The organism is Paenibacillus anseongensis, assembly GCF_009757995.1.
In the GTDB taxonomy this organism is placed as follows: Bacteria; Bacillota; Bacilli; order Paenibacillales; family NBRC-103111; genus Paenibacillus_E; species Paenibacillus_E chondroitinus.
Window position 1 is genome coordinate 822,642 of the sequence record NZ_WSEM01000008.1, and the last position, 17,117, is coordinate 839,758.

The window sequence follows — 17,117 nt, forward strand, 5'->3', positions numbered from 1 at the left end:
ACTTGCTACATCGTATACAAGGCTTGCAGGGCAAGCTTCATCAAAACATCTGTAGAATCCGAAGGATTTGCTTTGGGCTTCACTTGCAGCCATGCGCGGTCCACTTCCGCTTCCGTGTAACCAAGCGTCATCAGAGCCTCTTTCGCTTCCGTCCAAACTTGGCCGCCCTCCGTAATTTGAGCTGAACCCACAACGCTTAAAGCAACAGCAGCTTCAGGACTCGAGAACGTCACTGAACCTAATTTGTCCTTAAGGTCCAAAATAATCCGCTGCGCCGTCTTTTTGCCGATGCCTGGCAACTTCGTCAGGAAAGCCAAATTTTCTTGGCTAATTGCCAAAATAACAGCCTCCGGCCTTCCGCCCGCCGCAAGGATACCCAAAGCGACCTTAGGTCCAATCCCCGTCACATCCAGCAGCAAACGGAATAAAGCCTGCTCATCTCGCGAGACAAAACCGAATAGCAAATGAGCGTCTTCCCTCACGTGATAATGAATGAACATCGTAACTTCTTCATTATCCTTATGCGAAAGCGCATAGGGATTAGGACAAAATACTCGATAACCTACGCCGTTCACATCCAGCACAGCATACTCGCTCTCGCGCAGCGCCACTTTTCCTCGTAAGAAATCTATCATCTTTTTCTGACCTCATTTATTCTAGATTGCAAAGCAGAAGAATGTGCATGGCAAATAGCAATCGCCAGAGCATCAGCTACATCATCAGGCTTAGGCACCTGCGATAGTTTGAGTAATATTTTGACCATTTCCTGGACTTGCTTCTTCTCCGCATTCCCGTAGCCGACAACGGATTGTTTGACTTGAAGAGGCGTATATTCCGCTATGGGCAGACCTGCCTGAACACCCGCTAGAATCATGACACCGCGTGCTTGCCCTACGGTAAATGCCGTCGTTACATTTCGGTTAAAAAAAAGCTTCTCTATGGACATTGCGTCCGGTTTATACTTTTCTATCAATTGCGTTGTAGCGTCGTAGACATCCTTCAGTCTCAGACCCGGATCGGTATGTGCTTCCGTCTGAATTGAACCATATTGCACAGGAACAAGCTTGCTGCCAATTTTATCAATAAAGCCAAAACCTACAATCGCGATCCCCGGATCAATCCCCAGAATACGCACAGCATTTCTCTCCCATCTAAAAAAAGCGAACATATGTAGTCATTTCTCATTATAGCAGATAACAAAAAAAAGAGATAGACTCGGGATTTCCCCTTATCTACCTCACTTTTTTGCTCCATTATGGTCTTGTCATCGCTTTTTCTGTTTCTTCCACGGCATAATCGCTGAATGTTGATAATACGCTATTATACTCCTCCATATCAGAGATGCGAATGCCCTCGCGCAGCTTTTCCACCGTATCCGGGGGCAGGCTGCTTTCCAAATGCTTGATGTTTAGTTGGAAAAATGTCCGTATCACGTTATCTTTGGCAGGAGTGCCGTTAAACAACGAGAGATTGCTGCTGCCGTCGATGCCGAATACCGCTTTCTCTTTGCATGCAGGAGACAAATCTTCAATATTCTCGGTAAAAGTGACCTCTCCGCTAGGACTGACACTGAGCAGCCAGTTCGGATGTTTCATTTGCATATCAAGCAGCTGCTCTGAGGTTTGCTGGCCGAGTGTGCTCTTCTCTTCACCGCAAACGTAAGATTTAAGCAGGTAGCTTTCCCTGGTATCTGTAATCCGCTTCAGCGTTGCTTCCGCTTCTTTCAGACGCTCATCGTCTTCCGGCGTTAATTGAGCCATCGCAGCTTGAGTCGGAGAATGGTCTGTACCTGAAAAACCATCTGTTGCGTAGCCAATGAAGCAAACCGTACCTACAAGGAAGATCATCCCTAATGTCAACCAACTGCGTTTCCAGCGCAGCCTTCTTTTCCAATGCTTCAAAAAACGTTGTACATTCACTGGTATCCCCTTCTATTCTCTTTTTTCGTATTGTTTCCATTTGCATGAGACGCTATACATCATTTACCATAGGGAGAGTAGCATCAAACCAATCAAGACGGACGGTGAAGCTCTATCATGAAAGGTAAAAGACGAATCAAGCGTACAACACTCCTGATTATTGGAGTTGTCCTATTATGGGGAGCCGTTGCTATTTGGAATGAAGTACTCAAAATTGAAAAAAGCGTGCCTGCACCTCGCTCAACTTCAGCCTCATATCCGACCACTGACATGAAAAGTAACCAAACATCCATAAATTCGGCAAATAATGGGAATGTTTTGAGTATAAAATAACTATAAAATTTGACTGTTGCCACAGAAATGATATAGTCAGAAGTAGATGAAATATTCTCATACTTATTCATGAAAAACGATATATATCTGAAAAGGCTGCCAGCTGATTTTCTTCAAGAAAATGTGCTAAGCCTGATCTTTCGAAGACAGTTTTCTTTCGAAAACGCTAAGGAGGGGAAACACCATGAATGTCGCAGAACTTCAATTAATTCAATTATCCAGACGAGGCGATCGCAACGCTTTCGTTGAATTAGTCGAGTTATACCGGAATAAAATACAAAAGCTTGCATTCCGCATGCTTCATAACAGGCCTGATTCGGAGGATATCGTTCAGGAGACATTTATCCGCGTTTACTTGAATTTGAATCACTACGATGAAAGCCAGAACTTCTCTACCTGGATTTATCGGATCGGCAAAAATGTCGCGATTGATTTGTTGCGCAAAAAGCGGCCTGTTCAATCCCTAGATGCTGAGCTGAGTGATCACGACGATGATTACAGCTATTACAGTAAACTCGCAAGCCAGGATCAATCGCCGGAGCACGCTGTGCTGCAAACAGAAATCCAAGATCACATGCACACTTCCATTAATAAGTTGGCCGACAAATATAAAAGTGTCATTACGCTTTATTATTTGGAAGAACTTTCGCTTCAAGAAATTAGCACCAAGCTTAACTTGCCGATTACAACGGTAAAAACTCGTCTGCACCGCGGGCGGGAGCTGCTCCGCAAGAAATGGGGCATGAATTTCGTCGTTGGGCTTATGGTCTTCTTCACCATCGGAATGATTGCATAATGGTTCCGTCAGCTAAAATAATAAAAAGCCTCCCAATCCACGGACTGTGGACTTAGGAGGCTTTTTTGTTATTCAGAAATTAATCCAAGGAACATTGGGTCTGGATTCCTGCGACTCTAAAACTGCTCTTTGCTGACGTCTGACGAAGGCATTGAGCGCGTCTGTTCCGGTCAATTTCGCTTTTTTGGAAGCACCGCCGCTATGTTTGGCTTTCCCTGACTTGTTCGTACGAATATCGATTTCTACGACTTCATCTTTGTCGCTCTCTTTCGTAAGTTCATGCGTATGAACTTGCGGCATCATAGGCGACTCGAAAGGCGCTTGATAGTGAGCTCCGGCATAAGGGATTCCATATGGACCCGGTTGAAAAGCAAACGGATTATGTCCGGACTGCCCCATGTCAAAAGGAGATCCTTGCGGATATAAATCAGGCATGTAAGGCATATTCGGCATCGACGGCATTGTGTTCATGTCAGCCATGTTCGGCATCCATGGCATTGTGTGCATGTCAGCCTCATTCGGCATCGATGGCATTGTGTTCATGTCAGCCACGTTCGGCATCGATGGCATCGTGTTCATGTCAGCCACGTTCGGCATCCATGGCATCGTGTTCATGTCAGCCATGTTCGGCATCGATGGCATTGTGTTCATGTCAGCCATGTTCGGCATCGATGGCATTGTGTTCATGTCAGCCATGTACGGCATTGATGGCATGCCGTGATGGTAGCCATGATGCTGCCCTTCCCATGGATTTCCTAATGGGTTAGCAGCAAATCCTTCTGGTCCTGTCATCCATGGCTGCTCCATGATGGCAGGGCCCCCACAGCCGCACCCCTCGTTGCTGACAGGGAACGTGGGCATCTGAGTATGATGAGGCGCTTGTTCCCACGGCTGCTGTTGATACGGCATAAATGCCGGATGCGCCGCTGCTTCTTGCTGGTTCGCCTCTGGATAAGCGAATACTTCCGTCGCAGTAATATGAAACTGCTTGAAAGGATGAGTGGCTGGCTGCTCGTATGGTTCTTGCAGCGCAATATCCTCTGGCTCTCCACTTGGCACTTCAGGCATCAAAGTCTGCTCTGGGGCAGGCGCAGGAACAGTAGGCATTGGTTGCATTGGTTGCATTGGTTGCATTGGTTGCATTGGCATTGGCATTGGTTGCATTGCCTCTGGCATCGTTTCTTCCGGAGCCGGGATATATGGCGGCGGACTTGCATCGCTTGGAGTCGTCGGCTGTGCCTCCGGCATATGATCGAATGGCATCGTCGACGCTTTTGGAGGGGAATGATGTGCCGTGTCCGCAGCTCCATGATGCATTTTGGGAACAAAAACAACTTCCCCTGTCATAAGTACGTTGGGATTCTTCAGCTGCGGATTAGCCCCAATCATCGCCTGTAGAGGTACATCCCAGGCTTTTCCAAGCTTCCATAAGCTGTCTCCCTGTTGAACAATGTGCTTGTAAACGAACTCTGACGCAGGCGGATCGACCGGCTTCGGTTTGGAAGGGATCTTCACCTTCATGCCGATGTCCAGCACATTGGGGTCTGCAATTTGCGGGTTGAATGCAATGATCTGATCCAATGTACTATGATATTTTTTTGCGAGCTCGTACAGGGTATCTCCCTTTTTGACAATATGGATTTTCAACACCTTACCTCCTTTTTTCGTTAGAAAAAACTGGCTTTGGAAGCTTATTCACAAGCAATTTTTCATAAACCCTGCTAGCTAAGCCACCTACATATTCACAATGATATTACATCTTATGCACGTTTCTAGGCTTTTGCCCCTTTCGGACAAAAAAAATCCCCCGCGCTGGAGAGCCGGAGGATCTTAGAGTTAATTCGTATAGGGATAGCTAGGATAACAGCCTAATATGCGGACCTGACACCCAATCGCTTCAATTTCTTGAATCGCCGATGGGAGCAGAACGGAGTCCAAAGAGCCCGCTATATCAATGTAAAAATAATAAGTACCCAATTTTTTCTTCGTTGGCTTGGACTCAATTTTGGAAAGATTGATTCTCCGCCATGCGAAAGCAGAGAGCACCTGATGAAGTGCGCCCGGATAATCTTCCGGCAGCGTGACAAGAATTGTCGTCTTCATGTCCTCCGAGGATTTCAGCTCGGAAGCTTCCTTGCCGACCAGCAAGAAACGCGTCATGTTGTCTTTGTGGTCCTGGATTTCTTTTTGCAGCATAGGCACGCCATAGTTCGTAGAAGCAATTGCCGTTCCGATGGCCGCAACCGAAGGATCCTGAAGAGAAGAAACAATCCGTACTCCTTCTGCCGTTGAACTGACCTGTTCGAATTCCGCTCCGCTTAAATATTGCTTCATAAAACGGCTGCACTGTGCAGGCACGACGTGATGAGACAGCACCTTGCGGATATATCCAAATGGATTCGAATCATCCATTCTCCCCTCAGGAGCAGGGTACCCGATGAGATTCATATCGATGGGAAACACCCATTCCGCCCGAATCGGAAGATCTACTTCATGAACGAGCCAGTCCACATGCAGATGGACGGAGCCTTCAAGTGTATTTTCGATGGGGATAACGCCCAGATCCGTTTCACCGGACGATGTTGCGTTGAAGACTTCAGAAATTAACTTATAAGAAACGTAGGTAAAGTCCTCGCCCAAAAAATGGCGGGTAGCCTCTTCCGAAAAAGTGCTCGGTCCAAGAATCGCGACTCGCTTCATGCATGAACCTCCTTGTCTACGAAGGACTGGAGATCCCCATCGTTTTCCTGCAGCGCAGTCGTTGTTACACCTTCACGGCTTGGCTTTAACCACAACGTCTGTGCCTCGATACCTTCTTTAGCCAGCGTCTCCTTCAAAAACCCTTCCAACTCCGCCTTGCGGCTGCTTCGCTGGTCCACCAGCGCTAGCATGGTTGGCCCTGCTCCGCTTAGTGCAACCCCTAGCGCGCCGTGATTCTCGGCTTGCTCGAGCAGTGTCTTCATGCCAGGAATAAGAGGCGCGCGATACGGCTGATGCAGCGCGTCCTTCATGGCATGACGGATCATCCCCAGGTTGCCTGTGATTAGCGCGGCAACAAGCAGCGATGAGTGGCTGAGGTTGAACACCGCATCCTTCATGGCTACCTGCTTCGGCATAACGCCTCTCGCCTTCTCTGTAGCCAGTTGGAAGGCTGGGATCGCCACCAGCACCTCCAGGTTCGGGTCCGGCTCGATCCGGATGGATTCCGCCTTCTCTCCATCCCAGAACGCAACCACGATGCCGCCAAAAAGGCTTGCTCCTACATTGTCAGGATGCTTCTCCAGGCGGCTTGCAATTTGAAACAGCTCATATTCTGTGAGCTTATTGCCAATCAGTGCATTGGCTCCGGCCAGAGCGCCAACAATCGCCGACGCGCTGCTGCCCAGCCCGCGGGTTAGCGGAATATCGCTGTACATCGAGATAGACAGCTCCGGGTGGGAAACGCCCGCTTCTTGAAATACCATTTGTGCAACTTTATAAATGAGATTCGTCTTGTCCGTTGGAATCCCGTGCATTTGATCACCGATCAAATCAATCGTGGTTTGCTCCGAGATGGCCATATCAATCCAGGCATATAAATTCAAGGCCATCCCCAGTGAGTCAAAGCCAGGACCTAAGTTTGCCGTACTTGCCGGCACTTTCACTCTTACCTTTTGCACTGCCTTATAACTCATTTCGAAATTGCGCCTCTTTTCAATAGATTAGCCTTCAACGCGGTAGACGCTTTTGATGGCGTGGATAACGTCCATGGATTCAAACTGCTTCAGCACATTTTTCATGCTGGCTTGGTTGGCGTCATGCGTAATGATGATAATTTCAGCTTTCGGGTTGTGCTTGTTCGGATGCTGGAAGACGGACTCCAGGCTGACTTCATGCTCAGCAAAAATTTGCGTAATTTGCGCAAGTACACCAGCTTTATCTTCAACGTGCAAAAGAATGAAGTTTTTGCAAGCGATTTGCTCATCTGTTTTCAGCTTCTTCTCCTTGTAAGGGGCAAGCACCCTGCGTCCACTCACACCAAGCTTCAAGTTCTGGACAACGGCAACCAAATCCGCTACAACAGATGTTGCTGTAGGCAGCTCGCCTGCGCCGGCTCCGTAGAACATTGTCTCGCCAACCGCTTCGCCCGTCACGTACACGGCATTGAACACGCCATTTACGGAAGCAAGCGGATGAGAGCTCTTCACCATCGTAGGCTGAACGCTTACGGAGATATGCCCGTCATGATTTTCAGCAATACCAAGCAGCTTCACTTCGTATCCTAATTTCTTGCCGTATTGAATGTCTTCTTTTGTTACTTTAGAAATTCCTTTTGCTTCAACATCGCTAAGGCTAACATTGGCATGGAAGCCAAGTGTGGATAGAATCGTCATCTTGCGGGCAGCGTCAAGACCTTCAACGTCGGAAGTCGGGTCAGCCTCTGCATAACCAAGCGCTTGGGCTTCTTTCAGCACATCCGCGTAAGCAGCGCCTTCTTGGCTCATTTTGGTTAAAATATAGTTCGTTGTTCCGTTAACAATCCCCATGATCTTCGTAATACGGTCAGAGGAGAAGCCTTCTACGAGTGCACGAATGATCGGAATACCGCCGGCAACACTTGCTTCATAGAAAACGTCACAGCCGTGCTCAGCTGCTTTCGCCAAAATTTCAGCGCCATGCATCGCCATGAGATCCTTATTCGCCGTCACAATGTGCTTTCCGTTGCCCAGAGCCGTTAGAATATGATCTTTCGTAGCGGAAACGCCGCCCATCACTTCAACAACAACATCAATTTCGCTATCGCTGATGACGTCCCAGACATTCTCCGTCAGCTTGTCCGCGTCTACGGAAATGTTGCGAAGCTTTGATTTATCTTGCACCAAAATTTTGGCAATTTCGATCGCAGACCCTGTCTGACGGTGTAAATCCTCTTGATGTCCTTCAATAATACGTACGACACCTGTTCCTACTGTGCCTAGTCCCAGTAATCCTACCTTGATCGGTTTCATTTCGTTTGTCCTCCCGAATAGTAATATGTTTATCTTAACTGCCCTGACCGATAATCATGGCACGCTTAACTCCTTCTTGCGACTGCAGCCGGTCCAAAATCTGACGAATTTCTTCCCCCATCGTTGAGGTTTCAACAGAAATGACGACATTGGCCATCCCTTGCAGTGGAATCGTCTGATGAATCGTAAGCACATTCCCTTCCAAATTAGCGATAAGCGCAAGAACGCGGGACAAAATCCCCGACCGATGCTCCAAATCCATCGAAATCGTTACGATACGCTCTCTTTCCAGCTTATTTAGCGAATGAATGCCATCCTTGTACTTATAAAAAGCGCTGCGGCTGAGCCCAACCTGTTCCACGGCATCATGAATCGTCTTCACTTCACCCCGAGCGAGCAGCTCTTTGGCCTGCACTGTCTTCAGTACACCTTCTGGCAAAATATCTTCCCGGACTAAGTAGTACCTCTCAGGACCGGTGTGCTTGATCGTTTGTAGAAACTCTTTGCTTTCCGGCACGACCTTACCGTCCTCTCTAGAAAGACTATTGTTTACCTATAGAGGACATTATATCGAATCACGAGGTCTGAAGCAATAGGCAAATTGCTCTGAAACTACCTTCTTTGCAGGAGCTAGTTTACTTGTGCTAAGCTGAGTGTACTAGAAAAAGAAAGGGATCGCCACCATGATTACATTGCGTATGATGTCTACCGCTCTCCTATGGAACAGCCGGAATGAATTGCTTATGATGAAACGCTCTTTAACGCGCACACTGTCCCCTGGGCTGTGGGCCGCTATCGGGGGCCATTTAGAGCCAGATGAACTAAACAACCCGCGTGCCGCGTGCTTACGTGAAATATGGGAGGAAACTGGCATAGAACACGATGAAATCCAAGGACTTCGCTTGCAGTATATTTTACTGCGTCTAAATGGACAAGAAGTTCGGCAGCAGTTTTTCTACGTCGGCTCCACCGATGTGAATCCCCGTATCACCACCCCTGAAGGTGAGCTGCACTGGGTTCCGAAAGATCTTGTTCTAGAACGTCCTCTTCCATTTATTTTCCGCAATTTGCTGGAGCATTATTTAGTTGCTGGACCTACAACAACCCCCTGGATCGGTTCTGCTGGCGTAAGTGAACAAAGCAATTTACCTACCATTCATTGGCATCCATTTGTTGATCCTATGGAAGTATAAAAAAAAGCAGACTTCGATTTCGAAGTCTGCTTTTTGAATTTTAAAGTGCGCTGCCGCCATATAAGAAACGGTATTCCCAGTGACGATTTTCAAAGGAATCAATGCGAACTCCGCCGCTTTCCTTGGAATACGTCGATAAAATTTGCCCATTACCTAAGTAAATGGCCACGTGTGAGATCGTTTGTTTCGATTTATCGATACCGCTGTAATTCGACTTGCTTGTCCCTTTGTAATCCATGAAGAACATGAGATCGCCAGGTTTCAAATCATGCCAATCGGTTTTGGCGTTACCGAGTGATTTCACATAACTCCCTTGCCCTCTAGAGTCGCTTGGCAATTTCAACCCAATACCGTCCAAGAATGCTTGACGAACGAAGTCAGAGCAGTCAAACGTGTTGGTATTATCACGGCTAGAACCATATTCATAAGGTGTCCCTAAATATTTTTTGCCGGCCGCAATCACTTTTTGCGCTTTTTCGCTGGCGGATCCGCCGCTTGTACCACCGTTATTGTTTGAATCTCCCGGCGATGTTACGCCTGAAGTTTTAATGTACTTGGAATCCGTGCTTACATAACCTTCCTGGCCATCGGACGCTCTTACTTTGTACCAATAACTGTTCACTTTGGACAAGATGGTGACTTTCTCGCCTGCCTTCAAGTAACGAATACGAGCAGCATCCGTACTTGCACCTTGGCGGAAACTGACGGAGCTTACAATTTGTCCCGTTGAACCGCTGTTATTATCGGAACCATCCGGCGTTGTCACGCTAGACGTTTTTATGTATTTGGAATCGGTGCTTACATACCCTTCCTTGCCATCGGATGCTCTTACTTTGTACCAGTAGCTATTCACTTTGGACAGAATGGTTACTTTCTCGCCCGCCTTCAAATAGCGAATACGTGCAGCATCCGTACTTGCACCTTGGCGGAAACTGACGGAGCTTACGATTTGACCGGTTGTGGTCGTCGTAGCGGCCGAAGCTTCTTTGGCCATAGGAACGGTAACTGCGCCGAAAATAAGTGCTGGAACCAGCGCTAGGGTGAGTATTTGTTTTTTCATGTTGTATGCCTCCTTAGCGTTCTGCTTTTCACGTTGTTGTGCATCCACTTTCGTGATCTTGCTTGTGCCAGGTTGTCCGGCACCGAAAGCGTTGCCTCTTATATCATTTCGCAGGGGCAAGCTAGTTTCAGAGGGTAGAAATAAAAAAAAGACCATTTTTGCCGAATTAACCGCAGAATGGTCTTTTTATCCAATTTTTGAAGAGGAATCGTTGTGAGGATAGTCTTGCAATGTGAAACGATGACTCTGATCCACCCATTTCTGCATCACCTTCTGAGCTTCTCTCCTTTGCAACAAAGATTCCGCTAATTGAAAGCCTTCCTCATAACTTCCCACCTTATCGAACCACGTCAACCTCAATCCAGCATTAAAAATAACGTGATCCCGCTCCCGCTTCAGCTCTTCGGAATTCTCACCGCCGATAATACGGCGCAGCGACGTGAGCTGTTCAGCCTTGTCCATGGGCTGCAGGGGGCCGCTCAGAAAGCCGAATTTCTGCGGTTCCACCACGCGTGACTCGTCTCCCCAAGGGGTAACGATGCGGATTGTGCTGTTTTGGTAAATCGGCAAATCTTCAGAGCCCTCGATACCGTTCACCAGATAAATACTTTGTACGCCGGATCTCATAGAAATAGGAATGAGCGACTCCATCGTTTTCCGCTGATTGACGCCAATAATCATATTCATGGATTGTACAGGATTCATCACTTTCTCAATCATGTCGATGACCGTTCGCAGCCCTATCTGTTCACGAACCTGTTTCAACTTCCCAAGCGGTGGACAGAGTTGATCGGTATGCAGGAAGCCAATGTGCAAGTGAAACAACATGGTTTCCCAAGCTTTGGCCGATAAATCCATGGCAACGCCGAAGCTTTCCAAGATTTCTTGCATCGCTGTTCCCTGTCTTGACGGGAGAGAATCGCCTCCATGCAGCACTTGGGAGAAACCTACTGAGGCAAGCAAGAGACTAACAGGTAGTGTAACGGGAAAAAATTGACGCCCTTCCGTAGGGCCTGCACAATTAAGCGAATCCGCAAATGGATGATAAGGTTGGGCATAGCTGTGAAAAACGTCAATAAACGCCCTCATCTCTTCATCAGCTTCACCTTTCATACAAAGCGCCATCAAGAAAGCTGCACATTGCGCGTCGGTAGAATTTCCTCTGGCCATTTCATGCGCTGCTTCCAAAGCTTCTTCGTACGTGAGATCGCGCGTGGTTCCCTGCTGGCCCGAACCGATCGCTTGAATCCATCTTTTCATCGTTCATCCTCCTTCCTATTAGAGCTCCAGTTCTTGATTTAATGTCATGTTTAATAACATAAATATTGTTCGGATAAGGAAATCGTAATACTTTCCAATTTATATGTCAAGTATTGTGACATTAATCAAGAATCACACAAGGATAACCGACTTCGTCGTCCTTTTAGGACGAGCGCTTTTGTCAAGGTAGATGCGAAGCAAAAGTATTTCAATGAAATAGTGCCCAGTATTTCCTCGTTGAGGAGAAAGGAAGCGTTGGAGAAGTTAATTCCCCTCCGTAGTTTAGCTTGTTAAGAGCCCATAGGGAGCGAATTTTGGCGGTGGAGAACACCCAACGCCGCTAAAAATTCAGCGTTACTGAGACATTTGGCGGAGGGGGCATCCTCATAGGAGAGGTAAGCTGGCTGGCCACTTAGAGGAACTACAGGGCGCTATTCTAACAAATTAAGCCCGTTTCCTCGTTCAAGCGGAACTGCAGGGCCCTATTTTGCAGCCTAACCCCGATTTCTTCAAGAAAACGGACAAATAGAGGACCTCAGTTCCCCTCCACTTGAAGAGGAGCCTATTTCGATGAAATAGAGCCCTGTAGTTCCCCTCCAGGAGGAACTGCTGGAGCGATAACAGCGACTGTGATAGCTATGTTGTATTTTGCGCAACCATTTGTCCGTAAAGGGGCCTCACTTCGCCACTATCTTGCACTTAATACAACAATTGTTGCATTTAAACCGCTTACAATTCACCTTTTGCAACAAATGGTTGTATGATGTGCAACGAAAGACCGCAATCGCGGTCTAACCACACCATTACGTTGTATGTCATGCAACGTAGCTCTTCAACTTTGCTGCACAGCCGTCTTTACAACGAAAAATATTTGTTTGAGTAGATTCGATTCCATACATAGATTTTAACAAAAAAACACCCATCCCAAAGGATGAGTGTTCCTTTTAGCCTTTTTCATCAAACTCAAAATCAAAGTCACCGATCTGAATCGTCTGTCCATGCACAGCACCACGGCTGCGCAAATCTTGATCGATCCCCATGTTCCGCAAAATGCGGGCGAATCGCGCGACACCATCCTGCGTGCTAAAGTTCGTACGTTTAATCAACTTGTCAATCGAAGGACTTTCGATCACGAAGACATCGTTTACGCGACGAATTGTGTAATCATTCTCTTCTTGTTTTTCAAAGCGATACACCTTACGCTCTTCTTTCTCTGCCACGCCTTCCACTTCAGGAGCTTGCGGAATGCTCTCTACGATGTCAGAAATCTTATAGAGAAGCTCCTGCACGCCACCACGTGTTAAAGCCGAGATTGGATACACCTCAAACTCTTTGCCATCAGCTGCAAGCTGTTCCTTGAACAAAGCAAGATTGTCCTCGGACTCCGGCATGTCCATTTTATTAGCAACAACGATTTGCGGGCGCTGCTCCAATTTAGCGTTATAGAGCTTTATTTCCTCATTGATCATCAGGAAATCTTGATAAGGATCGCGTCCATCCGCTGCGGACATGTCCACGACATGCACGATAACTCGCGTCCGTTCCACGTGTCGCAGGAACTCATGCCCAAGGCCCACGCCTTCGTGCGCGCCTTCGATCAAACCGGGAAGGTCCGCCATAACGAAGCTGCGTCCGTCGCCGACATCGACAACCCCAAGATTCGGGGTAAGGGTTGTAAAGTGGTACGCTGCGATTTTGGGCTTCGCGGCAGAAACAACCGACAGCAGCGTAGATTTCCCTACGCTAGGGAAACCGACTAGGCCGACGTCCGCCATTACTTTCATCTCCAGCACAACCCAGCGCTCTACACCTTCCTCGCCGTTCTCGGCAATCTCCGGCGCTGTGATGCGCTGTGTGACGAAACGCGTGTTGCCCCGGCCGCCCCGGCCGCCTTTGGCCACAACGACTTCCTGGCCATGGCGCGTCAAGTCTGCGATGATTTCTTGCGTATCATCGTCAATCACGGTCGTGCCCGGCGGGATGCGAACGATCATGTCCTCTGCGTTAGCGCCGTGCATGGATTTATTGCGGCCTTTCTCGCCGCGATCCGCCTTAAAATGCTTCTGATAGCGGAAATCCATCAGGGTACGCAGACCCTCGTCGACGCGAAAAACCACATCGCCGCCATTGCCTCCGTCACCGCCGGCTGGGCCGCCTTCCGGTACGTATTTCTCGCGCCGAAATGCAACTAATCCATCGCCGCCGTCGCCGCCTTTTACAAAAACCTTCGCTTTATCTACAAACATTTCTACACCTCAACTAAGATGGGACTTTGGTCAATGAAAGCCCAAGATCCCTCTATTATGTAAGAAACGGCAGTCGTACCGTGATAACCGCTTCTTCCTCTTGCCAATCGCTATTCTCAAGTGAAGATGAATGGGCATGAGAGCGCAACATTTCCTTCACTGCGTTTTCTAACTGGTCCCTGCGATAAGGACCTTGATATACGAAATCAAGCAGTAAGCCATCTTCTTGAAGCTCGAATTCCAAGCTTAGTTTGCCGCTCTCATCGTCACTTGTTGCCGCATGCGCCTGCACGCATTCAGCCGTTTGCCTGACTAATCTCTCAATCAGTCCGCTTCGCAAAGGAAGCTGTCCCAAATTTATCTCTTCGTCTAAGGCAACTTCGAGCTCTAAGGACTTTGACTGCACTCGGAACAACAGCAAGTAAGCAATTAAAGAGGGGATACCCAGCTTGGATAGATTGCTTTCCTGCTGCATATTCATTTTTATTTTTTCCATATAAGGCTGTAAATTATCAAACTTCTTCAACTGAATATAACCAAATAAAATCTGGGTATCGTTCATCCAATCATGGCGCAATCGGTTGATGACCTGTATCAAATTTCTCTGAGCAAGCTCATCTCGCTCCCTAAGCTCTTGGTTCTGTTTCTCTTGAACGCTGCTTTCCTGCAATTTAAAAGCTGTGTAACCACTGATGACGACGATTAGGAGTAATGCCACCCTGACAATCCAGGGTTCTAGAAATAACATTCCCGTTAACCCAATGAGCACAAGTGCCAATAAATAAGCCTGTGCGCTGCTCACTCGTTTCATTCCTCGTCCGCTCCGTTCTCCCTGCTTTGTAACCGTTTATCCAGTATAGCATGGCCATCTTGCAAACGTCACCAAACAAATGAGAAAACCTCTGCCCTTGGCCATCCATAATGACTGACCGCGATTAGAGGTTATCTTCATATGAGGAAAAAATCCCTGACGGGCTTATCGCTCGCCAGGGATTCTCATTACGCTTCTAGAGCTGCAGCCACAGGAGCTACATCAACTGGGTATACACTCACTTTTTTGCGATCGCGGCCAAGACGCTCGAATTTCACTACGCCTGGTACTAAAGCGAAAAGTGTATCATCCGAACCAATACCCACGTTCGTTCCTGGGTGAATTTTCGTACCGCGTTGGCGATAGAGAATGCTTCCTGCAGTTACGGTTTGACCGTCTGCACGTTTAGCGCCAAGGCGCTTAGAGTGGGAGTCACGTCCGTTCTTTGTGGAACCTACACCCTTCTTGGAAGCGAAAAACTGGAGATCCAATTTCAACATGATGTTATCCTCCTTTGTTATAGATTGTTTTAATCGTTATATAGTCACCGTAATTGTCTGCAATGGTTTCTAGCATGACGACCATCGATTCCAGAATCACTTGAATCTGGCTCCATTTCTCCGGTACAGATCGTGCGCTGTCTGGAATCGTAATATCCATAAAGCCCCGTTCCATCTCGTGAATAGGAATGACTCCCGTTAAGGTTTCAATCGAATTATATGTACCGAACGTTACCGCCGATACTGCAGCACAGACTAAGTCTTTGCCTGGTACGTCAAATTCAGCATGGCCTTCCACTACAAAAGATACAATTTGAGGTGAATCCGGTACTAGACGCTTTATGGTCACGTAGATCATAAGCTCGCCTCTTACGCTTGGATTTTCTCAACTACAACTCTTGTGTATGGTTGACGATGACCTTGCTTTTTGTGGTAGTTCTTTTTCGGTTTGTACTTATACACGATAACTTTCGCGCCTTTGCCGTGTTTCTCCACTTTCGCGGAAACTGCAGCACCGGATACCAATGGAGCACCTACAACTACGCCGCTCTCTTTGGATACCATAAGCACACGATCAAAAGAAACAACTTCACCTTCAGCTGCGTTCAATTTCTCGATGTAAAGAACATCGCCCTCTTGAACTTTGTACTGTTTACCACCTGTTTCAATAATTGCGTACATTTTTCATGACCTCCTCATGTCTCAGACTCGCCTTGTCCAGGTGACGGTCCGGATGAATATCCAACCGTGCTTCAACCCGTTTCGTGCGGTTACAGCATGCCTAAACAACACACTCCGAGTATTATATCACAGAAACATTTTGATATGCAATGTTTTATTTGCGTTTTCGCGTCATTTCCAGCAAGCCTAGCTTCGTCCAGCCAACGATGATCGTTTTGGAACGATCCTTGCGCACAGCCTGCGTAATGTTCTCCATAACCGCCGCGCGGTTGACTTCCGAAATCATATCAATAAAATCAACGATAATAATGCCTCTAATATTCCGCAGGCGCAGAAGCCTTGGAATCTCACTTGCCGCTTCACGATTAATATCCGTGACTGTTTGCTCCAAATTAATCGATCCGGTATATCTGCCTGTGTTCACATCAATAACCGTCAGCGCTTCGGTCTGATCAATAATCAAGTAGCCGCCGCTTGGCAGCCATATCTTCCTTCTAAAACTCACATTCAACTCTTCCGTTACGCCAAAATGATCGAACAGCGGAGTCTTCCTGTCGTAGAAAGCGATTCGCCCCCGCCAACTCGGGTGCTGCTTGCGAAGCAGCTGTCTCATCTCTTCGAACACTTTGGAGTCATTAAGCCAAACTTCGTTCACTTCCGAAGTAATCACGTCACGGGCTAATCGCGGCAAGAGATCCAGATCTTGATAAAGCTGCGCAGGAGCCTCGGCGCCTTGTGCTTTGGATTGAATCATCTGCCACAATTCACGCAAATTTTGCAAATCGTCGCGGATCGCTTCTTCGCTTTGGCCAAGAGAACCCGTCCGAAGGATGACGCCTTCGCCAGGGAGCAAATTGCCTTCGGCCAGCTGCTTGAGGCGCTGTCTTTCAACTTCCAGGTCAATTTTACGGGAAATTGCAATGTAGTCGGCACCTGGCATATACACAATCCAGCGGCCAGGAATTGAAACATGCGTCGTTACTCTTGCGCCTTTGGTGCCTTGCGGGTCTTTGGATACTTGTACCATAAGCAATTGCCCAACTTCAGCAAGCTCCGTTATTGAGGGTTTAATCTTAGGTTGCTTGTCCAAATGGACAGGGAGGAGATCGTCTATATAAAGAAAGGCATTTTTCGCAAGTCCAATGTCGACAAATGCCGCCTGCATGCCGGGAAGTACGTTGACGATGCGACCCATGTAGATGCTGCCTGCTCTTTGGGAATCAAGCGGATACTGCGAATCATACTCAACAAGGCGACCTTCTTCCAGCAATGCCGCTTGTGTAAGCTCCGGTGCGCAGTGAATTATAAGTTGCTTCATACACGTTCACCT

General features: G+C 47.6%; 19 protein-coding genes and 1 other annotated feature. Of the genes, 2 read left to right on the plus strand and 17 right to left on the minus strand.

Translation table 11 applies throughout. From position 1 onward, the window contains the following. Nucleotides 1-5: 5 nt before the first annotated feature. The 4 genes from ruvA to GON05_RS11290 all read right to left on the minus strand — a co-directional run bounded on the left by ruvA (nucleotide 6) and on the right by GON05_RS11290 (nucleotide 2,323). A complete protein-coding gene (ruvA, locus tag GON05_RS11275) occupies nucleotides 6-635 on the minus strand; it encodes a Holliday junction branch migration protein RuvA (RefSeq protein WP_127455326.1) in 630 nt (209 codons plus the stop codon). Beyond that, nucleotides 632-1,135 carry a crossover junction endodeoxyribonuclease RuvC gene (gene ruvC / locus GON05_RS11280; protein WP_127455325.1) on the minus strand — a complete coding sequence of 168 codons (504 nt, stop codon included), beginning with the start codon at nucleotides 1,133-1,135 and terminating at the stop codon, nucleotides 632-634. Before ruvC ends, ruvA begins: the two co-directional genes overlap by 4 nt. Nucleotides 1,136-1,253: 118 nt before the next feature. Then, the gene (locus GON05_RS39915) at nucleotides 1,254-1,919 is read right to left on the minus strand and encodes a BofC C-terminal domain-containing protein (RefSeq protein WP_157319201.1); all 666 of its coding nucleotides are present in this window, start codon (nucleotides 1,917-1,919) and stop codon (nucleotides 1,254-1,256) included. Between the two features lie 92 nt (nucleotides 1,920-2,011). Beyond that, the gene (locus GON05_RS11290) at nucleotides 2,012-2,323 is read right to left on the minus strand and encodes a hypothetical protein (protein ID WP_157319202.1); all 312 of its coding nucleotides are present in this window, start codon (nucleotides 2,321-2,323) and stop codon (nucleotides 2,012-2,014) included. A 113-nt stretch (nucleotides 2,324-2,436) separates the two neighbouring features. On the opposite strand from GON05_RS11290, the gene sigW reads away from it, so the two are divergent. Further along, the gene (gene sigW, locus GON05_RS11295; protein ID WP_127455323.1) at nucleotides 2,437-3,048 is read left to right on the plus strand and encodes an RNA polymerase sigma factor SigW; all 612 of its coding nucleotides are present in this window, start codon (nucleotides 2,437-2,439) and stop codon (nucleotides 3,046-3,048) included. Between the two features lie 72 nt (nucleotides 3,049-3,120). Here the strand turns inward: sigW and GON05_RS39035 are convergent, their stop codons facing one another. The 5 genes from GON05_RS39035 to GON05_RS11320 form a co-directional block, all read right to left on the minus strand. Continuing rightward, nucleotides 3,121-4,695 carry a LysM peptidoglycan-binding domain-containing protein gene (locus tag GON05_RS39035; RefSeq protein WP_220138843.1) on the minus strand — a complete coding sequence of 525 codons (1,575 nt, stop codon included), beginning with the start codon at nucleotides 4,693-4,695 and terminating at the stop codon, nucleotides 3,121-3,123. A 189-nt stretch (nucleotides 4,696-4,884) separates the two neighbouring features. After that, nucleotides 4,885-5,748 (minus strand): prephenate dehydratase, encoded by an 864-nt coding sequence (gene pheA, locus GON05_RS11305; RefSeq protein ID WP_157319203.1) that lies wholly within the window; start codon nucleotides 5,746-5,748, stop codon nucleotides 4,885-4,887. Beyond that, the gene (gene thrB / locus GON05_RS11310; RefSeq protein WP_157319204.1) at nucleotides 5,745-6,722 is read right to left on the minus strand and encodes a homoserine kinase; all 978 of its coding nucleotides are present in this window, start codon (nucleotides 6,720-6,722) and stop codon (nucleotides 5,745-5,747) included. The genes pheA and thrB overlap by 4 nt, the downstream gene beginning before the upstream one ends. A gap of 27 nt (nucleotides 6,723-6,749) precedes the next feature. Then, entirely contained in the window at nucleotides 6,750-8,036 is a 1,287-nt protein-coding gene (locus tag GON05_RS11315; RefSeq protein ID WP_127455320.1) for a homoserine dehydrogenase, read from the minus strand. A 34-nt stretch (nucleotides 8,037-8,070) separates the two neighbouring features. Then, on the minus strand, nucleotides 8,071-8,553 hold the full coding sequence (locus GON05_RS11320; RefSeq protein ID WP_246069137.1) for an ACT domain-containing protein: 483 nt from the start codon (nucleotides 8,551-8,553) through the stop codon (nucleotides 8,071-8,073). A gap of 166 nt (nucleotides 8,554-8,719) precedes the next feature. On the opposite strand from GON05_RS11320, the gene GON05_RS11325 reads away from it, so the two are divergent. Continuing rightward, the gene (locus GON05_RS11325) at nucleotides 8,720-9,229 is read left to right on the plus strand and encodes an NUDIX hydrolase (RefSeq protein ID WP_157319205.1); all 510 of its coding nucleotides are present in this window, start codon (nucleotides 8,720-8,722) and stop codon (nucleotides 9,227-9,229) included. Between the two features lie 40 nt (nucleotides 9,230-9,269). Here the strand turns inward: GON05_RS11325 and GON05_RS11330 are convergent, their stop codons facing one another. The 8 genes from GON05_RS11330 to GON05_RS11365 all read right to left on the minus strand — a co-directional run bounded on the left by GON05_RS11330 (nucleotide 9,270) and on the right by GON05_RS11365 (nucleotide 17,105). Then, nucleotides 9,270-10,289, minus strand: a complete 1,020-nt coding sequence (locus tag GON05_RS11330; protein WP_157319206.1) for a C40 family peptidase — start codon at nucleotides 10,287-10,289, stop codon at nucleotides 9,270-9,272. Nucleotides 10,290-10,475: 186 nt separating this feature from the next. Further along, a complete protein-coding gene (locus GON05_RS11335; protein WP_157319207.1) occupies nucleotides 10,476-11,549 on the minus strand; it encodes an anthranilate phosphoribosyltransferase in 1,074 nt (357 codons plus the stop codon). Between the two features lie 944 nt (nucleotides 11,550-12,493). After that, the gene (gene obgE, locus GON05_RS11340; protein ID WP_157319208.1) at nucleotides 12,494-13,795 is read right to left on the minus strand and encodes a GTPase ObgE; all 1,302 of its coding nucleotides are present in this window, start codon (nucleotides 13,793-13,795) and stop codon (nucleotides 12,494-12,496) included. A gap of 55 nt (nucleotides 13,796-13,850) precedes the next feature. After that, the gene (locus tag GON05_RS11345) at nucleotides 13,851-14,606 is read right to left on the minus strand and encodes a Spo0B domain-containing protein (RefSeq protein WP_157319209.1); all 756 of its coding nucleotides are present in this window, start codon (nucleotides 14,604-14,606) and stop codon (nucleotides 13,851-13,853) included. Between the two features lie 188 nt (nucleotides 14,607-14,794). Beyond that, nucleotides 14,795-15,106 carry a 50S ribosomal protein L27 gene (rpmA, locus tag GON05_RS11350; RefSeq protein ID WP_127455314.1) on the minus strand — a complete coding sequence of 104 codons (312 nt, stop codon included), beginning with the start codon at nucleotides 15,104-15,106 and terminating at the stop codon, nucleotides 14,795-14,797. A gap of 4 nt (nucleotides 15,107-15,110) precedes the next feature. Further along, nucleotides 15,111-15,464: a ribosomal-processing cysteine protease Prp gene (locus GON05_RS11355; RefSeq protein ID WP_157319210.1), complete on the minus strand. Its 354-nt coding sequence runs from the start codon at nucleotides 15,462-15,464 to the stop codon at nucleotides 15,111-15,113. A gap of 11 nt (nucleotides 15,465-15,475) precedes the next feature. Next, nucleotides 15,476-15,787: a 50S ribosomal protein L21 gene (gene rplU / locus GON05_RS11360; RefSeq protein WP_127455312.1), complete on the minus strand. Its 312-nt coding sequence runs from the start codon at nucleotides 15,785-15,787 to the stop codon at nucleotides 15,476-15,478. 13 nt (nucleotides 15,788-15,800) lie between these two features. Then, nucleotides 15,801-15,888: a sequence feature (ribosomal protein L21 leader region), on the minus strand. A gap of 53 nt (nucleotides 15,889-15,941) precedes the next feature. After that, complete coding sequence (locus tag GON05_RS11365; RefSeq protein ID WP_127455311.1) at nucleotides 15,942-17,105, minus strand: Rne/Rng family ribonuclease; 1,164 nt, start codon at nucleotides 17,103-17,105, stop codon at nucleotides 15,942-15,944. Nucleotides 17,106-17,117: the final 12 nt, after the last annotated feature.

Coding starts and splice junctions, on each gene's coding strand:
- GON05_RS11315 (WP_127455320.1), bottom strand. CDS start 8,036: ATGAAACCGATCAAGGTAGGATTACTGGGACTAGGCACAGTAGGAACA.
- GON05_RS11335 (WP_157319207.1), bottom strand. CDS start 11,549: ATGAAAAGATGGATTCAAGCGATCGGTTCGGGCCAGCAGGGAACCACG.
- obgE (WP_157319208.1), bottom strand. CDS start 13,795: ATGTTTGTAGATAAAGCGAAGGTTTTTGTAAAAGGCGGCGACGGCGGC.
- GON05_RS11355 (WP_157319210.1), bottom strand. CDS start 15,464: ATGATCTACGTGACCATAAAGCGTCTAGTACCGGATTCACCTCAAATT.
- GON05_RS11345 (WP_157319209.1), bottom strand. CDS start 14,606: ATGAAACGAGTGAGCAGCGCACAGGCTTATTTATTGGCACTTGTGCTC.
- GON05_RS11365 (WP_127455311.1), bottom strand. CDS start 17,105: ATGAAGCAACTTATAATTCACTGCGCACCGGAGCTTACACAAGCGGCA.
- GON05_RS11290 (WP_157319202.1), bottom strand. CDS start 2,323: ATGAATAAGTATGAGAATATTTCATCTACTTCTGACTATATCATTTCT.
- rplU (WP_127455312.1), bottom strand. CDS start 15,787: ATGTACGCAATTATTGAAACAGGTGGTAAACAGTACAAAGTTCAAGAG.
- ruvA (WP_127455326.1), bottom strand. CDS start 635: ATGATAGATTTCTTACGAGGAAAAGTGGCGCTGCGCGAGAGCGAGTAT.
- thrB (WP_157319204.1), bottom strand. CDS start 6,722: ATGAGTTATAAGGCAGTGCAAAAGGTAAGAGTGAAAGTGCCGGCAAGT.
- rpmA (WP_127455314.1), bottom strand. CDS start 15,106: ATGTTGAAATTGGATCTCCAGTTTTTCGCTTCCAAGAAGGGTGTAGGT.
- GON05_RS11325 (WP_157319205.1), top strand. CDS start 8,720: ATGATTACATTGCGTATGATGTCTACCGCTCTCCTATGGAACAGCCGG.
- GON05_RS11330 (WP_157319206.1), bottom strand. CDS start 10,289: ATGAAAAAACAAATACTCACCCTAGCGCTGGTTCCAGCACTTATTTTC.
- sigW (WP_127455323.1), top strand. CDS start 2,437: ATGAATGTCGCAGAACTTCAATTAATTCAATTATCCAGACGAGGCGAT.
- pheA (WP_157319203.1), bottom strand. CDS start 5,748: ATGAAGCGAGTCGCGATTCTTGGACCGAGCACTTTTTCGGAAGAGGCT.